Below are 22,204 nucleotides of genomic sequence, written 5' to 3'. Positions count from 1 at the left end.
GACACCGCCTCACGCAGGGCATCGGGAAGGGTGACGTCCGAGGCGATCCCATCCAGGGACCCTAGAACGGGTGGCGTGCCGGCCGTCGCCCGGCCAGTCACGAGCCGTTCGGTTCAGCGGTGGGGGCCAACGCCTTCCAGAAGGCGTGGTGGTGGTCGGCCGCGAAGTCGGTGCGCCCGGTGCGGTCGGACGCGATCCGCTGCACGTAGGAACCGCGGGGCGTGAACCGCTTCCACGTGGGCGTGCCGGGTCCGTTCACCTGACCGGTGGCGGCGAACCGGCTCCAGTAGGCGATCGCCGTGTCCGACAGCCGGGCCTGCGCGGCGTCGAGCGGCTCGAAGAGGTCGTTCTCGAACAGGTAGGCCAGGTCGACCATGTGGCCGGTCCCGAGTGAGAAGCTCGCCGGCCTCGGTACGCCTCTGAAGTACGGGGACGTCGCCTCGGCGAAGTCGTAGGCGTAGACAGGGGTGTAGCGGGCGAGCGCGCGCTGGGTGTCGAGCGCCGCGGTCGACCACTCCGAGTCGGTCAGCACGGCCGACAGTGCCGCCCCGGGTGCCGGGTAGTCGGCGGCCGGGTACTCGGCCAGGACAGCGGGAGCGTCCTTCCCGAACTGTTCGGTGACCTTCGCGGCATAACCGTCGGCGGTGAGCGGCTTCCCCGTCATGATCTCGTCGAGCCCGGCCAGTCCGCTCATCTCGTCGTGGGTGGAACCGTGCAGCACCGGCACCCGGGCGAACCGTCCGGCGGCGATCGCCTGCGCCGGGGCCTCGGGCAGCACCTTGCCGTCGACCACGGGGCGATAGCCGTCGTGTCCGGAGGCGGATGCCTTGATGAGGTCGGCGGTGATCCTGCCCCGCAGGCAGGAGTCGACGGTGCGCACCTCGTCGCAGCCGGCCGCCTCGGCCACGGCGCGGCCGTTGGCCTCCGCCTGCGTGCGCGAGAACGAACCGTCCGGCCCGACGCAGCCCGCGCTCTGGACGATCGCCTTGTCGAAGAGCCCACGGGCTCCGGGTGACACGAGCTGGGCGCAGACGCTGTAGCCGCCGCCGGACTGACCCATGATCGTGACGTTGCCGGGGTCGCCACCGAAGGCACCGGCATTGCGGCTGACCCACCTCAGTGCTGCCTGCTGGTCGAGAAGCCCGAGGTTGGCCGGTGCACGCAGGCCGGGCGCACTGAGGAAACCCAACGCCCCGAGCCGGTAGTTGATCGTCACGACCATCGCGCCCTGTTGCGCGGCGGACAGTTGGGCCGCGCGATACGTGGCGCCGTCGCCGTACGTGAAGCTGCCGCCGTGGATCAAGACGATGACCGGCAGCCGGCCCGCCGTCCGCGCGGCCGGAGTCGTCACATTCAGGTAGAGGCAGTCCTCACTGCCCCCGCCCTCGATCGCGATGGGCTGATCGGTCGGCTGTCCACAGGCGCTCCTCCGGGCGCGGGCGTCCAGCGGCGACGACCAAGGGCGCACCGACTGCGGCTCCTTCCATCTGCGTTCCCCGGTCGGCGGGGCCGCGTAGGGAATGCCCTGGAACGTACGCACCGCACCGGCGACCGCGCCCTGCACCGGCCCTTCGGCCGTCGCCACCCGGGTGGGAGCGACGCGGGCGGAGTCAACGTGGGCAGAGGCGACGTGGGGCTCACCTCCCCAGGCGACGTGGCTGCCGGGGCGGGCGTACGCGAGGCCGGTCGTGTTCAGCGCGGTGGCGAGCGCCGCGGAGACGATGACCACGGCAAGGGCGCCGGCGCGCGACCTCCTGCCACGAACACGGGCACTGGCACGGGCACGGGCACGGGCACTTGCACTGGCGCTGACACGGGCACTCATCCGGACTCCTGGGATCGGCTGAACCTTCGACGCTCGGAACGCTAGCCAGGATTTGGGCACTTGCGCAAGACGTTCGCCCAATACGATTGTCTAGAGCGTTTGCCTGGCGCAACCGTTCAGATCGTTGCTAGGCTCCGCGCCATGGGAAACCGGGAGAAACTGCTGGAGGCCGCCAGGCAGTGCCTCTTCGCGAAGGGCTACGAGCGCACGACGGTCCGCGACCTCGCCTCTGCGGCGGGGGTCAGCATGGCGGCGATCGGCTACCACTTCGGCTCGAAGGAAGCCCTGCTCAACCAGGCGCTCTTCGAGGCGCTCGACTCGGGAGGCGAGGCCCTCGGTCCGTCCACGGACGACGCCGACCTCGGCGCACTGTGGGGTCGGCTGATCGAGGCCTTCTCGGCCAACAAGACCTTCTGGATGGCCAATCTGGAGACCGTCCTGCGCGCACAGCGCGATCCGGAACTGCGCGAGCAGATGACCGCCGGGCTGGGACAGGGACGCAGCGGCATGGCCCGCGAGGTCACCGGAACGGCCGAGGCCGATCTCCCGGAGGCGACGATCCGCACCCTGGGCTCGGTGCAGCTCGCCCTCGTCAGCGGCCTGATGATGCAACACCTCACGGACCCCGAGTCCGCACCCTCGGCCGAAGAGGTGATCGAGGGCCTGCGGGCACTGACCGCCTACCTGCCCGAGAAGGCGTGAGCGCTGGACGAGTCCCCTAACGAGGCAGCGCCACCCAGGACTTGGCGCCCTGCTGTGACTGCGGCGCCTCGCACATCCCCCACTCGCCGCCCCACTCGTCCACGACGGCCGCGAGGAGCCAGAGCGCCCGTCGGCGCCGGGCCTCACAGAGGGCGGCCAGGCCGGCTTCGCCGTGGTGCGGATGCTGGTCCCACACCAGGAGACGGACCGCGTCGTCGCGGTGCCTCAGGGATACGTACAGCTCCTGGCCGGGACTCATGCGGGCGGTGACCGAGACGAGTTCGGTCACCGCGTACGCCACCGGCCAGACGTACGGGCCGAGGTCATGGGCCTCCAGTGCGGCGGCGGCCGCCGTACGGGCGATGCGTGCGCTGCGGAGGTCGCCGGGGAGGGTGAAGCTCAGCGAGAGCCCCGCCCCGGAGCGCCCCTTCGGACGCAGGTAGGGCTGCGGGCCCTGCCGGGACGTGGCGTACCGCGGGTACGGATCGGGCGTGCGCGTCGCGTCGATGACCGGGCAGAGCGCGGTGTGCGGAGTTGAGTTCATGGCTGACTCCCCTGTTACGGGTGGCGAGTTGGCGGTATCCCTCTTCCTCGTGGGCGCGCACGATTGGCTCTCGCGATCCGGACGACGAGCAGTGGCCTGTCTCCCTGACGCGGGACCGCCCCTCCCAGGGAAGGAGGTTGCGGGCAGGACCGCGTGATGCACTTCTTGCTGTCGTTGCGTGAGTGGTGCGTTACCGAATGTAGCGCATGGAGGGTAAATTTACCCTCCCCTCCTGGTGGATGAACCCTTTCGTGGTCACTCAGTGCGCGCACGCGGCAGACTGCCAGTGATCGCCCGCGGAAAGGAACGGCATGGCAGCCAGGCCCTCCCCCACCGAACGTCAGAAGCGACTAGGTGCCGAGCTGCGAAGGATGCGCACGTCGGCTGCCGTATCGGCCGAAGCCGCCGCCGGCTTGCTCGGGGTGGACCGCGGAAAGATCTCGAACATCGAGTCCGGCACTCGCCCCATCACCGCAGAGCGCCTACGCACACTCGCCCTCAACTGCGGTTGCACGGACGAGAGATACATCAACGGTCTCGTCGAGATGGCGCAACCCAGTGCGCGCGGATGGTGGGAGCGGTACAGAGGCGCATTGCCTCAAGGCCTGCTCGACATCGCCGAACTGGAGGCCTCGGCGATCCGCATGCGTGCGGCGTACTCGATGCACATCCCAGGCCTCCTCCAGACCTCGGACCACGCCCTGGCGCTCTTCCGTGTCGTCGTTCCCCAACTACCCGAACGTGAGATTGCTCTGAGGCTCGCGCTCCGCGTCGAACGGCAGACGATCCTGGAGGGGGGCGCACCCCCGCCCTACACAGGCATCGTCCATGAGGCCGCACTTCGCATGCAGTTCGGTGGTCGAGCCGTGGCTCGCGCCCAGCTCGACCACGTGTTGGCCAAGTCCGAGCAGCCGAACGTGACGCTCCTGGTCATCCCGTTCGAGTCCGGCGCCTTCCCCGGTGCCGGACAGACCGTCCTGTACGCCGAGGGTGCTGCCCCCCAGCTCGACACCGTGCAGATCGACAACTCGCACGGTCCCCTCTTCGTCCACTCGGAGGCACAGTTGGCGAAGTACCGGTCCCACCTGGACTGGATGGAGGGAATCGCACTGCCTCCGGACAGGTCGCGGGACTTCATCCGTACGATCGCACGCCAACTGTGAGGAGATGACAGATGCCGGACGTCATATGGGAAGACTCATTCTGCGGTGAGGGCAATTCCTGCTACCGCCTCGGGACGGACGGAGAGGGCAACAGCTACATCGCCGTCGCCGGCGCCGAGGACCACTTCCTGACCGACAGCCGTGAGTCGCTCCAGCAGCTGATCCGTGACATCAAGGCCGGCAAGGCCGACCACCTGCTGTAGGCAGTTGCAGGCAACGGGGCGGGGCCCCCGGCAGAGCACACCGGGTCGCGGGCATCCGCGACCCGGTGTGTCACGACCCCCTCGGCCACGACCTGGTGGACCGCGACGCGGCCACCCACGACGCCTAAAGGCCTTTAAAGAACTCAGGGAAATAACCCAACCAGACCCCACCCCACCCCTGCCCTGACCTGCGTCACTCGGACGGGTGACATGGGGCAACTGGGCTGGATTTGAGGCGGGTTGGCTGGCATATGCTCGCCGCGACAACCACAGACACGAGACGGCCCCGGCCGGGACTCTAATCCCGGCCGAGGCCTGACCACGAGGAAGTAGTCCCTTCCTGATGGCTACCCCGCAGGCTATCGCGCCACCGTGCGCCCAGCCCGGCTCCCCCGGCACTCCCGGTGCCCGGCCCGACGTCACGCCGACATCCGGCGTCATCCACGTCAACGTCCGCCACACCTCCGGCTTCACGGTGATCGGCAACCACCTGGCCCAGCACCGCGGTCTCTCCCTCACCGCGATCGGGCTCGCCGCACACATCCAGTCGCTGCCCAACGGCGCGAAGATCGGCATCAAGGCTCTCTCCGCCCGCTTCCCGGAGGGCGAAGTCCGCATCGCCGCCGCCCTGCGCGAACTGGAAGCCACCGGCTACCTCCACCGCAGCCGCGAGCCTCTCCCCGACGGCCGCATCGTCACGCGCACGTACTCGTACAACCAGCCCGGCGCCAAGATCCCACCCATCCCCACGCCACAACCCCGCCGCAGCAAGCCACGGGCCACGCCGGTCACGGCCCCACCCGTCACCCCGGCGCCCCCACGCGACGCACGCACCGCGCCCACCGCACCCGCCACCCCGCCCGAGCCGACGCAGCCACCCGCTCCCGTCTTCGTACCGGCTCCCACAGCCCCGAGGAAACAACCCCCGCCGCTCCCCCAGCCCCACGCCCCCAGCCAGGAACTCCACCAGGCCGCCGCAACCCTCCTCGCCGACCTTCGCCGCCACACACCCCAACTCGGCCTACCCGAGGGAGAGATCAAGGCGCTGGCCCCCGGCGTCGCCGCCTGGCTCGAACGCGACGCCCACCCCGACACCATCCGCCACGCCCTCACCTACGACCTCCCCACTCCGGTCAAACACCCCGCACGGCTGCTCCGGCATCGGATCACCACGCTCCTGCCGCCCCCGCTCCCCGGCTTGAAGGACCTGACCCCATCCCGCCGCAAGGTGATCGTCATCCCGCTCCAGAACTGCGACACCTGCGACCGCGCCTTCCGCGCCCACGAACCCGGCCACTGCCGCGACTGCCGAACCACCACGCACGCAGACCTGCGTGCAACGGCCTGACTCCCACCCTCACCCCGAACGGACCCGCATGGTCAGCTCACCCCACGAAGCGATGCACCGCATCTTCCAGGAGTACCCGGGCCTCTTCTCCCGCGTCTCCGAAGTGCTCGGCATCGACATCCCGCAGCCCACCTCGGCTACCGTCCTGCCCACCGACCTCACCGAGAACAGCCCCGTCGAACGCCGCGTGGACACTCTCCTGCGCATCGAAACGCAGGACGACGGCCCCTTCCTCCTCGCCGTCGAAGCCCAAGGCAAGAAAGACCCACGCAAGACCACCAGCTGGCCCTACTACGTCAGCTACCTCCACAACCGATACGGGGCGCTGCCCGTCCTGCTCCTGGTCGTCTGCCAGGACCACGCCACAGCCGAGTGGGCCGCCCGCCCCATCACCATCGGCCTCCGCCAATGGCCCACCCTCACCCTCAACCCGCTCGTCGCAGGGCCCCACAACATGCCCGTCATCACCAACGTCGCCGAAGCCCGCAAGGACCTCGCACTCGCCACCCTCGCCGCCATCACACACGCCGACAATCCGGACGTCGGTGCCATACTGAAAACGCTCTCCTCCGCACTGCGCGAGGCACCGGACAACATCGCCGAACCCATCGTCGAACTCACCGCACAAGGCCTGGGCAACCGCCCTGCCGCACAACAGTGGAGGAACCTGGTGGCTGTGGACACCTCTTTCTACAAGTCCTTCATCTCCGAAGAAATCCGGGCGGAAGGCCGGGCCGAAGGCCAGGCAAAGGGCCAGGCAAAGGGCCAGGTCGAAAGCCTGCTGCTGATCCTCGAAGCGCGCGGCATCGCCCTCACCGACGAGACCCGCGAAGAGATCGACACCTGTACCGACCCCAACCTCCTCCGCCAGTGGCTCCACCGCGCCGCCACCGCCACCACCGCCGAGGAAGTCTTCACCGAGCAGTAGCCCGGCCTCTACCCGGTGCCGTCGCCGCCCGCGCCAGGGCAGCGACGGCAGCCGGCCGACGGCCCACCCACGGAGGAGCCCGTAAGCCGCCACTGCCACCACCGCCGAGGACCTGAGAGTTCCCATCCCCGTTGCCACTGACGTCGACGGGGGACGATCCTCTGCGTATGGACCTTCCACCGCAAGTGATCGAGCTGAGTGACCTGACGCTCCGCCGTTTCGATCGCGAGGCGGACCTTCCGGAGTTGTTCCAGGTCATCGCGGAGTCGCTGGATCACCTGCGCCCGTGGATGCCCTGGGTCGCCGATCACAGCCTGACCAGGACCGCCGACTTCCTGGCCCGCCGCCAGGAGGCCTGGGAGGGCGGCCGGGAATTCACCTACGCGATCGTGCTGGACAGCGCCATCGTCGGCGCCTGTCAGCTGTTCCGGCGTGAGGACAGCCCGGACAACGGGCGCGAGATCGGCTACTGGCTTCATCCGGCAGTCACCGGCCGCGGCGTGGCCACCCGCGCGGCACGCGCCCTGGTCGACCAGGCCTTCCAGTCCCCCGACGTCGACTACGTCGAGGTCGTCCATGACCCGGCCAACCTCGCCAGCGGTGCGGTCCCGGCCCGACTCGGCTTCACCGAACGCCGTAACGGCCCCATCGAGCGCCTTGCCCCGGGCGATACCGGCAAGGCTCAAGTCTGGCGTCTGGCTCGCCCTCGGGCGGACGGGACAGCCTCGTAGCTCTGTTCGCGGGAGACCGTGGAAGTGGATGCCGGTGACTGCTCAGGGACGCTCCCCGAGATGGAGCACCTGGCCCGCGCGCTGCGGAACTCCGGCATCGCTGCCGCGGCCGCACGCCCTGGGCGCGACGCCCAAACGAGATCATCGGTGGCCTGCAAAGACTGACGGCCGGTGCCGTATGCGAATGGCATACGGCACCGGCCGTCAGGCGCGACCCGAAGCGTCGATCCCAGCGCCGTCAGGAGCGTGGATCAGCTCTTCGAGCCTTCCGCACGCGCGAAGGAGACCTCCACGCGGCGGTTCTTCTTGCGGCTCTCCTCCGTGGCATTGCTCGCGATCGGGTACTGCTCGCCGTAGCCACGGATCTCGTACGAGATACCGGTGCCGGCCAGCGCCTTGTCGAGCACACCGTGCACGGCCTCGGCACGCTGCTTGGAGAGGACGTCACCATGCGCGGAGGAACCGAGATTGTCCGTGAAGCCGAAGACCCGGACCTTCTTGGCATCCTGCTTCTTGATCTCGGCAGCGATCGCGTTGATACGGCCATTGGCCGCGGAACTCAACGTCGCGCTGTCCTTGCCGAAGAGGACCTCGGCCTGGAGCGAGAACTTGATGTCGGAGTTGGTGTCCTCGCGGCGCTCCTCGCCGCCCATGTCCTCGATGACCGACTTGATGTCGAGCACCTTGACGGGGGCAAGGGTTGCGCCCTCGGGGAGCTTCAGATCCGAATCGTTCGCGTCGATCTTGACGGGCGGCGCGGCAGACGCCGACGGATAGGGACTGTCGTCCGCCAGGGCCTGCGGTGCGCCCACTGCTCCGAACGCGAGCACACCGGCAAGAACCGTGATCGCCATCGGGGCGGACACCCTACGCGTGCGGGTGAGGGTGCCGCTCATCAGGAGATCTCAATCGGCGCAGGGGCAAAGCCGTGGAACAGGAGGTCAACCTTGGTGGTGGTGTCCGGAGGAGACGGGAACTGAGCGAAGAAGGTGATGGTCTTTCCCGCGTCGAGGAACGCGGTGAAGCCCGTCGTCGTCAGCGGACGGTTGTCCGTGTCCCGCAGAACGTAGTAGCGCTTCTTGCCCACCGAGTCGACCAGGGTCATGTCGGCCAGAGAACGGTCCTTGAGTGCAACCGCGACCTCTTGGCCGTTCCAGCCAATGGGGATGGTGTAGCTCTTGCCCGAGTTGTTCTTGAGCTGTCCGGTGACCGTGAGAAACCCACCGCTGTCACGCTTGGCCGAGTTGATGGCCATCTCGATGCCGGCGTCGTTCTTGGACGTCACCATGACGGTGCTGGTGTCCGGAACGGTCTCCCCGCCGCCATTGCCCTTGTCGGACTTGGACGGCGAGGTGGAGGCCTGGGACGCGGCGTCCTTCGGCTTGTTCCCGTCGTCGCTGCCGCAGGCGGTCATCGAGAGCGCCAGGGTCGCTGCCAGCACGGCAACACCCCCGGCACGGCGCATGGTCCTCACGTGCGGATTACTCATCGGTCCAGTTCCTTTGCGTTTGATCGTGGTCAGTCTTCGGCCAGGCGAACGTCGAAAAGCAGGGTCATATCAGGCATGGCAGCCAGACTCTGAGGGCTGACCACCCACACCAGCCCGCTGACACAGCCGACTGTGCCGATGGACGGCGACGTAATGATCGGGTTCGGGACGAACTTGCATCCCCGATTGTCGAGGACTGCGACGGCCTCCGCCTTCGCCTTCTTCCCCTCAGTACCCGGTACAAGGTTCGCGCTCATCGACTTTCGCGACTTCAGATCGACGTGGTAGCCCCAGCGCATGTCGCTAACAGGCTGACATTCGACATCGGTGGCGTCATTCCTGGCGCCGAACGAAGCAGCCATGGAACAGCCGTCCATCCCGACGTAAGGGGTGTTGAACACCTCGGTGTAGAAGCCCCTGTCCATGACGTGGGCCATCAGGTCCAACTTGAGCAGGCGGCGGGAGTCCTTGGCCGCTGCCAGAACCGTGGCATCGGCGGCGGTCTGCGCCCCGTTCCGCTTGACATCGGCCTCACCAAACGCAAAGAACACCAACGCAAGGAAGAGCAGGCCCGTCACCGCTGTGATGTACAGCGGTGCGGCCTGCCCTGCCTCGGACTTCATCCGACGGATCACCCGTTGAGGACCGAGTTGATCTTCTCGGTGAACTTCGCGCCGATGGTCGCGCCGAGGTTCGTCTGCAGCAGTGCCACGACGATCGCCACCACGAGGATCGTGATACCGACGTACTCGATCGCGCCCTGACCCTTGTCGCTGCGGCGCTTCATGGCGTCCACGGCGGTGTTCTTCCAGCCGTTGATGTACGCCTGCGTGGTGGTGGCGGCCTTCAGGGTGATGTTCGACATGGTGTTCCCCTCCGAGTTCGGCCGACCGGAAGTCGGCCGACACTGCTACGTAAGTCTTCGTGTCGTTCGCGCTTCCGGCTTCCTCCTGGCCGGTCTCGCTTTCGACATGAGAAACGTACGTCGGGGCAACACCCACTCGCATGGGCCTGCGGGCCCAACTCCGGGCCCACTCCGTCAGTTGGGCCTTCGGGCCCATCGTCTGCTCAGCCATGCCTCGTCGACCCCCCGGACGACATGCGGTGCCAGACGGCGATGGCCTCGCCCCGGCTGCCGGCGTTCAACTTGGCGAAGATGCGGTTGATGTGGTTCTTGACGGTCTTCTGACTGATGAAGCAGGTGGCGGCGATCTGCTGATTGGTCATGCCCGACGCGATCAGGTCCATCACTTCCACCTCCCGTTCACTCAGATCCCCCGGCACACCCTGGGGTGCCGGGAGGGGAATCCCTGAGGACGAATGTGCCACAGATGATTGCGGAAGCGAAGCCTTTTGCGGGAATCCGTGTCCTGCCAACTCCGCCCGCACACCCCCGACCTGCTGATCAGTCCCAGGGCTCGGCCTCCAGGCCCCGTGCGTGTCGTGTGCGGGTGCAGACATTTGCCCTTGTGGGACAGAGGGGCGGTAGCCCGGCCCCGTGAACGCCGTTCCCAGCCCTTCGGGCAACGGCCGACCGTCCTGCCCCAGACCTCCGCCCCCACGCACCGACTCCAGCAGCGCACTGCTGGCCGAGTACGTGAAGTGGGCCCGGCCGTCCTTGATGTCACGGACGGCGGCCACCAGCTGGTCGGCGGTGAACTCCCCGTGCACCAGATAGCCGCCGGCGCCCAGGCGCAGCGCCTCGTGGACGATCTCGCTCTCCCGGCTGTACGTCATCATCAGCACCGGGGCCAGCCGCACCAGATGGGGCAGGGCCGAGATTCCGTCGACTCCGGGCATGCGTACGTCCAGCAGTACGACATCCGGGCGGTGCTGGACCGCCATCTCGTACGCCTGCCGACCGTCACCCGCCTCCGCGACCACGTCGATGTCGTCGCGGCCGTGCAGGAGAACGGTCAGGCCGGCCCTTACGACGGGGTTGTCGTCGGCGACGACCACACGGAGCGGCCGTGCCACGGGCATGGCCTCGGGGCTGGGGAACGCCGGGAATCCACCGGGAGGATCGGGTGTGGGGACACCGCCGGTGGGGGGCGAACTGAGCGGGCTGGGATGCGTGGACGTGTGCTGCGAGACATGCGGCTGCTGCGTCCACTGCTCTCCGGAGCTGCGGGAGATCTCGTCCGACATGGTGCGGGCCTCCTCTCTCAAGGATGGGGGACTGTGCGGTGATCAGGAGCGGTGGGGCGTATTCAGTTGTTGGGTCTGGCGGGTTGACCTGGCACCTGCGTCAGCAGCGGCGGGTACGCGGGCACGGCTGGGGAAACGGGTGGTGCCAGGTTCATCGCGGCGAGCGACAGGTCGAGTCGGACCTCTGTGCCTCGCTCCGCCCTGCCCCGGCCGATCCTGATGCGCGCGCCTATCGAGGCGGCCCGTTCGACCATGCCGACGAGGCCGAAGTGCCCGGCCTTGCGCAGGTCCGCCAGCGAGGTGCCTCGGGGAAGGCCCTCGCCGTCGTCGTACACACTGATGCGCACCACGTCGCGGACCAGCCCTGCGGAGACCTCCACATAGCTGGGCCGCGCATGACGATGGGCGTTCTCCATGGCCTCGGTCGCGATGGTGAGGGCGTGGCGGGCGATGGCGTGAGGGATGGGCGGGACAGGGCCGTCGCCGAGGCGGCGGAAGACGGCCTTGACTCCGTGCCGTCGTTCGAAGTCGGCCGTACGTGCGTTCAGTTCGTCGACCACGTCCACTCCGCCGTCGAGGCCCGACTCCCTGCGCAGGTCCGAGAGGAGTTCCCGGGACTCGGCCGCCGCGCGACGGGCCGAGCGTGCGACGAGTTCGGCCTGGTGCTTCACCGTCAGCGGGTCCATGCGGTCGGCCGTGCTGGCCAGGCCGTCGGCTGCCATGGCCAGGCCGTGCAGGGTCTTGGCCACGGAGTCGTGCATCTCGCGGGCCAGGCGTGCGCGCTCCTCCTCCACCGCACCGCTGACCGCGAGGCGGGCGCGGGTCTCCGTCAGCGCCTGGGACGCGGCACCGAACCTGAGCAGGAGGCTCCGCAACGTGCTGCCGACCGCTCCGGCCATGATGCAGAGACCCACCACGAGGAGGGCCGAGGCGTCCGCGTCGACCTCCTGACTGACTCCGTAGGAGGCGGCCAGCAGCAGCGACTGCAGAGCGGCGAAGATAGCCCCGCCGCGCCAGCCGTACACCAGGCCGGCGAGGAGCGGGGTGCAGACCGTGACGTACGAGAGCGTCGAACCGGGGCTGGCCGCGAACAGCAGCAGAGCCCCGAAGAGCATGTCCACGGCGAGCAGGGCGGGGTGCCTGAGGAGGATCGGACCGAAGCGTTCCCAGTCACGCATCAGCAGGTAGGACACCATGACGGTGACGAGTACCGCCGCTCCGACCAGCCAGCTGCCCAGTTCGTCGTGCACGCCGGTGAGAGCGAACGGGGCAGCCAGCGCGGTCATGGCGAGCCGGAAGCCGAACAGCTGACGGCACAGCGCCTGCAGTGCGTTCAGCTGGATCGGCAGGGCCGGCACATGGCCGGGGGTGCTCTCCGGTGTCTGCGCATCGGGGCCGCCTGTCAGGGCGGGCCCGGTCGGTCGGGGGCCCATCTTGGTCCTCTCACCTCCTCGTCGATTCGTCTTGCCCTACTCGCACGCGCACGCGTCAACCGCCGAAGACATCGCCGATGTTGACGTTGGCCGCGTAGTAGAAGCCGACAGCGATCAGGATCATCGTTCCGGGAAGCATGAAGCTGGTGACGATCAGCGTGGCCTTGGGGACGGCCTTCGACGCCTTGCGCCGGGCGTTCTGCGCGTCGGTGCGGCGCATGTCGTTGGCGATCTGGATCAAGGTGTCGACGATGGGTGCGCCGAGTTCCTCGCCCTGCTGAAGGGCTGAGACGAACATGGACACCTGCTCGGACTCGTTCCGCTTGCGGAGCTGGTCGAAGGCGTCGCGGCGGCTGACACCCATGTCCATCTGGCGCAGCGTGATCCGGAGTTCGTCCGCCCACGGGCCCTGGTACTTCTCCGCCACGCGTTCCAGCGCTTGGCGGAAGCCGAGTCCGGCCGAGACGACGACTGCGAGAACGTCGAGGAAGTCGGGCAGTGTGCGGTCGATGTCGTCCTTGCGTCGGCCGATGGCGGACCGGATGATCGCGTCGGTCCAGAAGAAGCCGTAGACCAGCAGGATGATCGCCAGGACGAGCTGCCCGTTCATGAGCATCGCGAGCGCGGCGATGACCCCGAGACCGCCGTAGAAGGCACGCCGCGCCGCGTAGCGGTCGACGGTCATGCCGTAGGGGTTGCCCGCCATGTCCAGCTTGCGCCGGACCTTGTCCACACGCTTGGGACCCATCATCGACAGGACGCGGGGTGCATAGCGCATGCCCACACGGTCGGACAGGGAGCCTGCGGCGGTGGTACGGGTGGAACCGACCTCCAGCGCGAGCTCCATGTCACCGGGAAGCTTGGCTTCGGCACGGTACATGCGGATGCCTTGGAAGGCTCCGTACACGGCGAGTCCGAAGACGGCCGCTATCAGAAGATCCATGATGTCCTCTCCTTGTCGATTCCGGCCGTCAGATACGGACGCGAGTCATGCGGTTGATCAGGAAGAACCCGAGGGCGTAGAGGCCGGCGGCGACGAGGACGGCGATCCGCCCCGGCGTGGCAGTGGTCATGTCGTCGAGCGCACCGTCCCGCATGCCGTTGATGATGAGCAGGAAGCCCATACCGAGGATCGGCACGGCGACCGCGGTCACCTTCACCTGGGACAGCAGGGTGGTGACTTCTCGCCGGGTCTCCTTGCGCTCCTCCAGCGTCCCCGTGAGGTTGCGCAGGGAGGAGACGATGGTGCCACCCGCCCGGTTGGAGAGGATCAGGGTGGAGACCAGAACGGTCAGCTCGCGCGAGGGGAGGCGCTCGACGAGTTCGTTCATCGCGTCGTCGAGCGAGTGTCCGACAGCCAGCCGGTCGGCCACCCTGCGCAGTTCCTCGTGTGCCGGGTCGTCGAGTTCGTCAACCGCCATGCTGATGGCGGTACGGAGTGCGAGTCCGGCCTGGGTGGCGTTGGCGAGAACGCGGGTCAGCTCCGGAAGCTGGTTGATGAACGCCTCGGTGCGCTTGGCGCGCTGGTAGTTGAGGAAGGCGTTGCCACCCCAGAGGCCGATGAACGCGGCCAGGAGTCCGAAGAACGGCGCGAAGATCGAACCGACCACGAAGTAGAGACCGAGCAGTGCCGCCACCACGTAGACGAAGTACTCGCCGGGGGTGAGGTCCAGGCCGGTCGCCGCGATCTTGCGCTCGATCCGCTTGCCCAGAGAGGTCTTGCGCAGACGCCGGTCCACACCTCGGAAGCGGCGGTTGCGTCCGCCGATGGTGAGCTGGCCCGTCTGGGACATCCGGTCGGCCAGGATCTGCTGCTGAGCTTTGCCCGACGAGAAGATGTGCACGCCTATGACGGCGAACAGACCGGCGAGCAGTGTCACGCCGATCGTCAGGAGCGGAAGATTATCCATGTCGGGCGAGGCCTTCTGGGTGAGCGGCGGGCTGGGGACGTGACGGGGAGGGAACGAGATCAGGCGGCGGCTTTACGCATGTTCAGCTGCTCCTCCGTATGGGCGACGCCGAATGCTGCCGGGATCGCCTCACTCGTCGCGTAGAAGCGTTGGGCCACCCGTCGGGGCAGCGGGTAGTACTCGAACTGGCCGTAGATCCGGCCGTCCGCCGCCATCGGCTGGGCGTTGAAGCGGCAGACCGAGATGATGCGGTAGTCCTCGCGGCCGTGGGAGTCGACGACCGCGATCTCGGTGATGCGGCGGGAACCGTCGGCGTGACGGGTCAGCTGCACGATCACGTCGACGGCGCTGTTGATCTGGTCGTGGATCGCCACGAAGGGGATCTCGACCTCGGACATGGAGGCCAGGGTCTGCAGACGCATCAGCGCGTCCTCGGCGTTGTTCGCGTGGACGGTGGCGAGCGAGCCGTCGTGACCGGTGGACATGGCCTGGAGCATGTCGAGCGTCTCGCCGCCACGGACCTCACCGACGATGATGCGGTCGGGGCGCATACGCAGGGAGTTGCGGACCAGGTCGCGAATGGTGATCTGGCCCTTGCCCTCCACGTTGGAGGGGCGGCTCTCCAGCGTGATCACGTGGGACTGCTGGAGCTGGAGCTCGGCGGAGTCCTCGATCGTGACGATGCGCTCTCCGTTGGGGATCAGACCCGACAGCGCGTTGAGCAGGGTTGTCTTCCCGGTACCGGTCGCCCCCGACACGATCACGTTGAACTTGGCGCGGACCAGACCGGAGAGCAGCATCAGCATGTGTTCGTCCAGCGATCCCAGCCCGATCATCTCCTGGAGCGTGAACGCCCTGGGGAACCTTCGGATGGTGAGGATGGGCCCCTTGAGGGAAAGGGGCGGGATGATGACGTTGACACGCTCGCCCGACGGGAGCCGGGCATCCACCATCGGATTCGCCTCGTCCACACGGCGGTTGACCGTGGAGACGATGCGTTCGATGGTCTGCATCAGCTGTTCGTTGGACGAGAAGCGCATCGGGAGGAGCTCCAGGCGTCCGCCCCGCTCCACATAGACCTGATCAGGCCCGTTGACCATGATTTCGCTGATGGAAGCGTCTTCGAGGAGCGGTTCCAGGATGCCGAGCCCGAGGGACTCGTCGACGACCCGTCGGATGAGCTGCGACCGCTCCACGGAGGAGAGGACCGGGCCCTCACGGCTGATGATGTGGCCCAGGACGCGTTCGAGCCGCGCCCTGCGCTCGGCCGCCGCGAGGGCGGACATCTCGGCGAGGTCGATCTCTGCCAGGAGCTTGGCGCGGTAGACCTGAACCAGCCGGCTCTCTTCGCTCAACCCGTTGGTCGGCTCCGGACTGGTGATACGCGCCCGCAGGCTCATTTCCTCAACTCCCTGGTGTGGTGCGGCGATACTGGGTCAGTCGGTCGGCATGGTGGCTTGCTTGGTGACGGACCCGAACTTGAACATCGGCAGGAGGGACGGAATGGTGACCTTCACCTTCACGGTTACCTCACCCCAACTACGCGAGGGGGTGACCTTGGCCCTGTCATCCAGCCAATCGCTCAAGGAATCGTGTGCAACCGAAACCGCGCGCGGGTACTGGTACTTGTCCGACCCCACTCGCGCACCCGCCCTGGCCGCTGTGCCGGCCTGCTGCGCCGCGTATACACCGATCCCGAGCTGAACCACGGCAAGCGCCACGACGAGCAGGAGGGTGAGAACACCCACGTACTCGACGGCGGCCTGGCCCCGCTGTCGGGTGGTGCGGCCCGCGGGTACGCGTCCGACGACCGGCTGTCGCCGTAGTACGTTCGTCACCATCCCAGCCCTCCCTCATCCTTGGCCTTGGCCTCGCCAGTCGCCCACCACGGCAGGTTGAACACACCCGGGAAGACGATCGGCACGTGGACCTTCACCGTCGCCTTGACCAGACCGCCGGAAGCGTTGTCACACCGGATGCTGGTGTCCCATGCGCTGGGCACGTCTTCACGTGCGGCCTCTTGGCACGCCAGGTACTTACTGCCCTCGGCGACCGAGGCCGCCCTGACGCCCTTGTCCGCGGCGTTACCGGCCAGGACCCATGCGTAACAGACCATCCCCGCCTGCCACAGCAACGCCAACGTCACCAGGATCAACGGCAGCGTGCCGACGAACTCGACGGCGGTCTGCCCCCGGTCGGCCCACTTCCGGCCGCGGCGCCGGCCGACGGCCGACCCCGGTATCTCCGTGCTCCGGCTACCCGGCCCTGCCGGCGGCCGGCCCGTTCGTAGAAGAGTCATGATTCAACGGTCCCCCTCGGTCTCATCGCTTCGGAATCGCTTCGGTAATCGCTTCGTTGCTCGCATCACTGCTCACATCGGGGCTCGCATCGCTGCTCGCCGCGCCACTCACTTCGTACGTCCGCGCCGACCGCCGACAGATCCGCGGTCTCCCTTGAACTTGCCCTGTTTGTCGGCGCCTTCGGCGTTCTTCACCAGACCGAGATCTCCCGCGAGCCCCCACAGCGCCTGCTTCACACTGGATTTGGCCTCGAGGTCCTGTATGCGGCCGGCGTCGACCACCGCCTGGAGCTCCTTGAAGTTCGCCGGGACCGCGATCCGTGCCACCTTCGTGGCGGTGATCTTCTCGACCAGCGGGGGCTGGATCTCCGTGTTGCGGGTGTAGCGGTTGATGACCGTGATCGTCTCCTCGGCCTTGCGGACCTGGAGACGGTCCCAGAGCCGGACCATGCGCTTGGCCGCGCGGACGGCGATCACGTCCGGGGTGGTGACCAGCAGCGTCCGGTCGGCCATCTCGATCGCCGCGGCGTTGGCCGAGTTCATCTGCGTACCGCAGTCGATGATCACGATCTCGAAGCGGTGCCGCAGTGCGCTGATGGTCTGACGTACAACCCGGTCGCTGACCTCCTCGCCGCGCTCCCCCTCACCCGGTGCCAGCAGCAGGGCCAGCCCGCTGTCGTGGCTGAACAGAGCGTCCTGGAGGACTCGCGGTGAGATGTCCTGGATGGTGGTGAGGTCGACGATCGACCTGCGGAACTGCACGTCCAGATAGGACGCCACGTCCCCCGACTGGAGGTCGAGGTCGGCGAGGGCCACCGTGTGGCCCGATGCCGCCGCGGCCAGGGCCAGCTGGACCGCGGTGACCGTGGTGCCGACTCCGCCCTTCGCGCCGCTGACCGTGACGACCGTGCCGCCGGGGCCGGTGAAGACCTCTGCGCCCGCCCCCAGGTGGCGGCGGACTCCGACGGACCAGCCGGCCGCGGCCTGGACGCGCTGGGCCAGCTCCTCGTACGAGAGGGGCAGGCCGACCAGGCCGCGGGCGCCGGAGTCCATGGCTGCCGAGTAGAGCCCGGGGCTCGCGTCGGCGGTGACGAGCACGACCCCGACCGCCGGAAAGCGCAGGGCCACCTCCCGGATCAGCTCAAGGGCTGGAACCGGACCGATCCGCTCATGCACCAGCACGACCTCGGGCAGCTCGTCCAGCGACTCCGAGGCGAGCCGGGCCAGTGTGTCGAGCAGGGAGGTCGAGTCACCCAGCGGCCCGGCCGGCTCCGCGTCCGGGAGCTGGCTGAGCAGCGTGGTGATGGATCGGGCGGCGTCGGCATCGCCGACAGCCGGGAGGATTCGTGTGCTCATCCAGTCCTCACTTGTTCTTGTCTTCGTCGAGGTTGTAGCTGCCCTCGCCGGGACGCAGGGTGGTCGGGCTGTCGTCGGGCAGGAGCGCGAGGCGGACGTGCTCGGCGAAGGACTCGGCGTAGGCAACGCGCTGGGCGTCGGTGGTGTCCAGGGCGAAGGTGATCGGCACGGCCTCGGTGGGGCCGCCGCGGTCGTCACCCTTCGGGTCCAGCGACGTCAGCTGACCGACGTCGATGACCTTGGCGTTCGGGACGATCACGCGAGAAGTGGGCTTGTCCTTGTCGGTCTGGCCCGCGAAGGTCGCGTAGATGTTGACGAGGTTGCCCGGGCGGATCTTGCCGGCGACGCCGGTCGCGGCGTCGATCATGATCGCGATCTCCTGCTGGCCGTTCTCCAGCTTGGGGCGCTTGACGAGCATGTCGTCCTGGAGCAGGGAGCCCTTGCGGAGGTTGGTGACGGCGATCTTGCCGTTGAGGACCGAGAGGTCGGTGACCGCGTTCTTGGACAGCCAGCGCTTCGGCATCGAGACCTTCTCGAACTGCCCGGGATCCAGCTCCCGATAGGGGGCTATATCCGATTTCACCTGGTAGGCAGTCACCTCCGGACCGACCTTCGAGTTCACATCACTGATCACCGAGAGCACACCGGCGAACGCACCGAAGGCACAGAGGACCGAGAGGAGGAGAAGGATGACGCCGCGGCGTTGCCGTGAGTTCATGAGCGGAGCAACCTCGTTGGGAGACGTGGGCCGATGAGCGGACTGAGGGGCGGAGCGGGGTCGGGCCGTCGCGGGTCACGGTGCGCCGCGGCCCGTTCGGGACGGGCCGCCATGCGCTGTTCGCCGGGCTGCCGTGGGTGCGGCAGCGGAGCACCGCGATCGCGGTGGCTCACGACCCGTGGTGCATGGGTGTTCCTTGGTTCAGGACACCGGAACCGTTCGTTTGGTTCTCCGGCGGTTTGAGCGGGGCCGAGCACAGGCCACAGCGGTCGCCGATGAGTTCGTTTCCGCACCAGGTACAGACCTCCCTGCGAACCGAAGAAACCAGCTGATAAATCAGTGAGATATCGGGCAGAAAGGCGGCGAATTCGATCATCTTCGAAGTTCCCCACCAAGCGGGTGAATCCGCGGGCAGCGTCGCTTCGTGAACCGCCTGCACCTGCCAGGCGGGGGCGATGGTGGTCGTCACCCAGTCGGACTGCAACTGCCCCTTGGCGACCAGGAGATGGGTGCCGAATTCGGGTCCGGCGAGTTCCCCCGTACCGACCTTGATCAGCTGGGGGTTCGGGTTGGCCAGCACACCGAACTGCGAGCCGGGGACCCATGACTTCGCGTGGGTCTTGAGGCTGACGGGCACCCGGTCCAGCTTGGTGACCGAGTTCAGGAGCGCGCCCGAGTAGATGTAGTGGGACAGGAGCCTCGCGGCGGATGCGACCACGCCGGCGCTGAAGTCGCAGATGGACAACTGCCGCAACTGGCGCACCAGTACTGCAACACCCAAAGGGGGCAGATCCACCTTCAGCAGCGCGATCCGGTCACTCTCCAGCATCGCGCGGATCGTGTGCATCCGCCGCTCGTGAGCAGGCGGGATGCTAGCGGGGTAGACCGCGATGACGTAGCCGTGCTGTTCCAGGAGCAGGTGCATGTCGCTCAGCGCCTGCTCAAGCGGCTGATCGTCGGGCGCGCGCAGCACCACGGCCGTGGGCGTCTGCTGATCGGTCGGAGGCAGCACGAGGTCAGCACTGGTCACTGCTATTGCTGTCGGCACGCTGTTCCCCGTTCGGCTCCGGCCGCCGCGTACCGCCGGCCGCAATCGCTCCTGCCAGGTGCTCCTTACCCGGACGCTCCCGCATCAGCACTTTATCCACGTAGTGCGGGGCAGAGAACACCTTTCAGGGCCCAGTGAGGCAGGGCTCACGAACCCCCCACGGGTCGTTCGCATGACAAATCGGCCCAAGTGACCGGTTGTTAAATTCCGTACGATTCATCGGCTTAGCCGTGCCTACCAAGGCAATTCATGATCCTTTCGTCTTCGGTGCACGTCAGGGGGCGCGGCAGCGCTTTCATTCGACGGCTCCGGTGTTTCCGGTGGGCCCAATGTGAACTCTGGGCCCGAATTAGGGTCCCCGGGCCTACTGGGGCCACCCGCACCCGGACGAGCTACGGACCGCGCCGCGTCCGTCACCCCTCCCACCACGCCTGTTGGGACGGTTCACTGCCAGAGGTCTTGACAACTTGATTGGTCTGGACCAGTTTTAGCGCCCAGCGGTGGCCACCGTTCCGTTCCTCGGCTCCACACCCCAGCACCCCCCTGTGCCGCACCCCCGGCATCCGTGTCGCTTCCCCGCCATCCCCGACTTCCCCCCGGAGGCAGCAAGTGGAACGTTCCCCCGCAACCAGCCGCAGAAGACGTCACAGCCGCCCGCTCCTCGGATCCGCCATGGCCGTCGTCGCCGCGGGCGCGCTGACCCTCACCGGTCTCGTCAGCAGCGCCTCCGCCGCCGACGTCAACGTCGCGAAGAACGCCGGCTTCGAGTCGGGCCTCGCCAACTGGACCTGTTCCGGCGGCTCCGGTGCCACCGTCTCCTCCCCCGTGCACGGCGGCACCTCGGCGCTCAAGGCCACCCCGGCCGGCCAGGACAACGCCAAGTGCACCCAGACCGTGGCCGTCAAGCCCAACTCCACCTACGCACTCAGCTCCTGGGTCCAGGGCGGCTACGCCTACCTGGGCGCCAGCGGCACCGGAACCACCGACGTGTCGACCTGGACCCCCGGCTCCAGCAGCTGGACCCAGCTCTCGACCAGCTTCAAGACCGGGCCCAGCACCACCTCCGTCACCGTGTACACGCACGGCTGGTACGGGCAGGCCGCCTACGTCGTCGACGACGTCTCGGTCAGCGGGCCCGACGGCGGCGGTGGCACCGACCCCGGCCCGACGATCCCCGCGGCCCCCGCCGGTCTCGCCGTCGGCACGCCCACCTCCTCCTCGCTGCCCCTGTCCTGGAACGCGGTGTCCGGCGCGACCGGCTACACCGTCTACAAGGACGGCGCGAAGGCCACGACCTCCACCGGGACCTCGGCGACGATCACGGGGCTGGCGGCCGACACGGCCTACCAGTTCGCGGTGACCGCCACCAACGCGGCCGGTGAGTCCGTCAAGTCCGCGACCGTCAGCGGCCGCACCGCCACCTCCGGCACCGGCAACCCGAACCCCGGCACATCCGTGCCCAAGCACGCGGTCACCGGCTACTGGCAGAACTTCAACAACGGCGCGACCGTTCAGAAGCTCAGCGACGTGCCCGCGAACTACGACATCATCGCGGTCTCCTTCGCCGACGCCACGGCCACGCCCGGCGCCGTCACCTTCAACCTGGACTCGGCGGGCCTGAACGGCTACACCGTCGACCAGTTCAAGGCCGACATCAAGGCCAAGCAGGCGGCCGGCAAGAACGTCATCATCTCCGTCGGCGGTGAGAAGGGGTCCGTCTCGGTCAACAGCGACGCCTCCGCCACCAACTTCGCCAACTCGGTCTACTCCCTCATCCAGGAGTACGGCTTCAACGGCGTCGACATCGACCTGGAGAACGGCCTCAACTCCACGTACATGACGAAGGCGCTGCGTTCGCTCTCGCAGAAGGCGGGCTCCGGCCTCGTCATCACGATGGCGCCGCAGACCATCGACATGCAGTCCACCTCGGGTGAGTACTTCAAGACGGCGCTCGGCATCAAGGACATCCTCACCGTCGTCAACATGCAGTACTACAACAGCGGTTCGATGCTCGGCTGCGACGGCAAGGTCTACTCGCAGGGTTCGGTGGACTTCCTCACCGCGCTGGCCTGCATCCAGCTGGAGGGCGGCCTCGATCCGTCACAGGTCGGCCTCGGAGTCCCCGCCTCCACCCGGGGCGCGGGCAGCGGTTACGTCGCCCCGTCGATCGTGAACGCGGCCCTGGACTGCCTCGCGAAGGGCACCGGCTGCGGCTCCTTCAAGCCGTCGAAGACCTACCCCGGTCTGCGCGGCGCGATGACCTGGTCGACCAACTGGGACGCCACGTCCGGCAACGCCTGGTCGAACGCGGTCGGCCCGCACGTCCACGCCCTCCCGTAACACCGCCCGGACCGGGGCC

General features: G+C 67.9%; 23 protein-coding genes. 7 read left to right on the top strand and 16 right to left on the bottom strand.

The features are described from left to right. Nucleotides 1–97 precede the first annotated feature (97 nt). Nucleotides 98–1,729 carry a carboxylesterase/lipase family protein gene (locus OG408_RS25295; protein WP_326672101.1) on the bottom strand — a complete coding sequence of 544 codons (1,632 nt, stop codon included), beginning with the start codon at nt 1,727–1,729 and terminating at the stop codon, nt 98–100. Between the two features lie 237 nt (nt 1,730–1,966). Here OG408_RS25295 and OG408_RS25290 point away from each other — a divergent pair, with 237 nt between their 5' ends. Next, nucleotides 1,967–2,527 carry a TetR/AcrR family transcriptional regulator gene (locus OG408_RS25290; RefSeq protein ID WP_326672099.1) on the top strand — a complete coding sequence of 187 codons (561 nt, stop codon included), beginning with the start codon at nt 1,967–1,969 and terminating at the stop codon, nt 2,525–2,527. 16 nt (nt 2,528–2,543) lie between these two features. Here the strand turns inward: OG408_RS25290 and OG408_RS25285 are convergent, their stop codons facing one another. Then, entirely contained in the window at nt 2,544–3,071 is a 528-nt protein-coding gene (locus tag OG408_RS25285) for an ATP-binding protein (RefSeq protein WP_326672097.1), read from the bottom strand. A 311-nt stretch (nt 3,072–3,382) separates the two neighbouring features. Between OG408_RS25285 and OG408_RS25280 the strand changes: the two genes are divergently transcribed. From OG408_RS25280 to OG408_RS25260, 5 genes are all read left to right on the top strand, one after another. After that, nucleotides 3,383–4,234, top strand: coding sequence for a helix-turn-helix domain-containing protein (locus OG408_RS25280; protein WP_266782191.1), 852 nt, complete (start codon nt 3,383–3,385; stop codon nt 4,232–4,234). A gap of 11 nt (nt 4,235–4,245) precedes the next feature. After that, the gene (locus tag OG408_RS25275) at nt 4,246–4,437 is read left to right on the top strand and encodes a hypothetical protein (RefSeq protein ID WP_266782189.1); all 192 of its coding nucleotides are present in this window, start codon (nt 4,246–4,248) and stop codon (nt 4,435–4,437) included. Nucleotides 4,438–4,780: 343 nt separating this feature from the next. Next, the gene (locus OG408_RS25270; RefSeq protein WP_326672094.1) at nt 4,781–5,785 is read left to right on the top strand and encodes a helix-turn-helix domain-containing protein; all 1,005 of its coding nucleotides are present in this window, start codon (nt 4,781–4,783) and stop codon (nt 5,783–5,785) included. Between the two features lie 28 nt (nt 5,786–5,813). Next, on the top strand, nt 5,814–6,713 hold the full coding sequence (locus OG408_RS25265; protein WP_285564714.1) for a hypothetical protein: 900 nt from the start codon (nt 5,814–5,816) through the stop codon (nt 6,711–6,713). Nucleotides 6,714–6,880: 167 nt separating this feature from the next. Further along, complete coding sequence (locus tag OG408_RS25260; protein WP_326672092.1) at nt 6,881–7,444, top strand: GNAT family N-acetyltransferase; 564 nt, start codon at nt 6,881–6,883, stop codon at nt 7,442–7,444. Nucleotides 7,445–7,695: 251 nt separating this feature from the next. On the opposite strand, the gene OG408_RS25255 is transcribed toward OG408_RS25260, so the two are convergent. The 14 genes from OG408_RS25255 to OG408_RS25190 form a co-directional block, all read right to left on the bottom strand. Then, complete coding sequence (locus OG408_RS25255; protein WP_442806142.1) at nt 7,696–8,298, bottom strand: OmpA family protein; 603 nt, start codon at nt 8,296–8,298, stop codon at nt 7,696–7,698. 41 nt (nt 8,299–8,339) lie between these two features. After that, entirely contained in the window at nt 8,340–8,933 is a 594-nt protein-coding gene (locus OG408_RS25250) for a hypothetical protein (protein ID WP_285564717.1), read from the bottom strand. Between the two features lie 29 nt (nt 8,934–8,962). After that, a complete protein-coding gene (locus OG408_RS25245) occupies nt 8,963–9,556 on the bottom strand; it encodes a pilus assembly protein TadG-related protein (protein WP_285564718.1) in 594 nt (197 codons plus the stop codon). 8 nt (nt 9,557–9,564) lie between these two features. Beyond that, the gene (locus OG408_RS25240; RefSeq protein WP_285564719.1) at nt 9,565–9,798 is read right to left on the bottom strand and encodes a hypothetical protein; all 234 of its coding nucleotides are present in this window, start codon (nt 9,796–9,798) and stop codon (nt 9,565–9,567) included. A 203-nt stretch (nt 9,799–10,001) separates the two neighbouring features. After that, nucleotides 10,002–11,081 (bottom strand): response regulator transcription factor, encoded by a 1,080-nt coding sequence (locus tag OG408_RS25235; protein ID WP_285564720.1) that lies wholly within the window; start codon nt 11,079–11,081, stop codon nt 10,002–10,004. 62 nt (nt 11,082–11,143) lie between these two features. Continuing rightward, nucleotides 11,144–12,514 (bottom strand): sensor histidine kinase, encoded by a 1,371-nt coding sequence (locus tag OG408_RS25230; protein ID WP_285564721.1) that lies wholly within the window; start codon nt 12,512–12,514, stop codon nt 11,144–11,146. Nucleotides 12,515–12,569: 55 nt separating this feature from the next. Next, nucleotides 12,570–13,457: a DUF5936 domain-containing protein gene (locus tag OG408_RS25225; RefSeq protein ID WP_285564722.1), complete on the bottom strand. Its 888-nt coding sequence runs from the start codon at nt 13,455–13,457 to the stop codon at nt 12,570–12,572. 28 nt (nt 13,458–13,485) lie between these two features. Then, on the bottom strand, nt 13,486–14,424 hold the full coding sequence (locus OG408_RS25220) for a type II secretion system F family protein (protein ID WP_285564723.1): 939 nt from the start codon (nt 14,422–14,424) through the stop codon (nt 13,486–13,488). Nucleotides 14,425–14,483: 59 nt separating this feature from the next. Then, the gene (locus OG408_RS25215) at nt 14,484–15,824 is read right to left on the bottom strand and encodes a CpaF family protein (RefSeq protein WP_285564724.1); all 1,341 of its coding nucleotides are present in this window, start codon (nt 15,822–15,824) and stop codon (nt 14,484–14,486) included. A gap of 36 nt (nt 15,825–15,860) precedes the next feature. Then, on the bottom strand, nt 15,861–16,265 hold the full coding sequence (locus tag OG408_RS25210) for a TadE/TadG family type IV pilus assembly protein (protein WP_285564725.1): 405 nt from the start codon (nt 16,263–16,265) through the stop codon (nt 15,861–15,863). Then, on the bottom strand, nt 16,259–16,723 hold the full coding sequence (locus OG408_RS25205) for a TadE family protein (protein ID WP_285564726.1): 465 nt from the start codon (nt 16,721–16,723) through the stop codon (nt 16,259–16,261). Before OG408_RS25205 ends, OG408_RS25210 begins: the two co-directional genes overlap by 7 nt. Before the next feature lie 108 nt (nt 16,724–16,831). Then, complete coding sequence (locus OG408_RS25200; RefSeq protein ID WP_266782161.1) at nt 16,832–18,079, bottom strand: AAA family ATPase; 1,248 nt, start codon at nt 18,077–18,079, stop codon at nt 16,832–16,834. Between the two features lie 7 nt (nt 18,080–18,086). After that, nucleotides 18,087–18,797 (bottom strand): Flp pilus assembly protein CpaB, encoded by a 711-nt coding sequence (gene cpaB, locus OG408_RS25195; protein ID WP_266782159.1) that lies wholly within the window; start codon nt 18,795–18,797, stop codon nt 18,087–18,089. A gap of 169 nt (nt 18,798–18,966) precedes the next feature. Beyond that, nucleotides 18,967–19,827, bottom strand: a complete 861-nt coding sequence (locus OG408_RS25190; protein WP_266782157.1) for a hypothetical protein — start codon at nt 19,825–19,827, stop codon at nt 18,967–18,969. Between the two features lie 627 nt (nt 19,828–20,454). On the opposite strand from OG408_RS25190, the gene OG408_RS25185 reads away from it, so the two are divergent. Beyond that, nucleotides 20,455–22,185 carry a chitinase gene (locus OG408_RS25185; protein WP_323178012.1) on the top strand — a complete coding sequence of 577 codons (1,731 nt, stop codon included), beginning with the start codon at nt 20,455–20,457 and terminating at the stop codon, nt 22,183–22,185. The last annotated feature ends 19 nt before the right edge of the window (nt 22,186–22,204 follow it).

The sequence above is a fragment of the Streptomyces sp. NBC_01257 genome, assembly GCF_035917255.1.
Lineage (GTDB): Bacteria > Actinomycetota > Actinomycetes > Streptomycetales > Streptomycetaceae > Streptomyces.
Note: the sequence above shows the minus strand (reverse complement) of the source record. Positions and strands in the feature narration are given on the sequence as shown.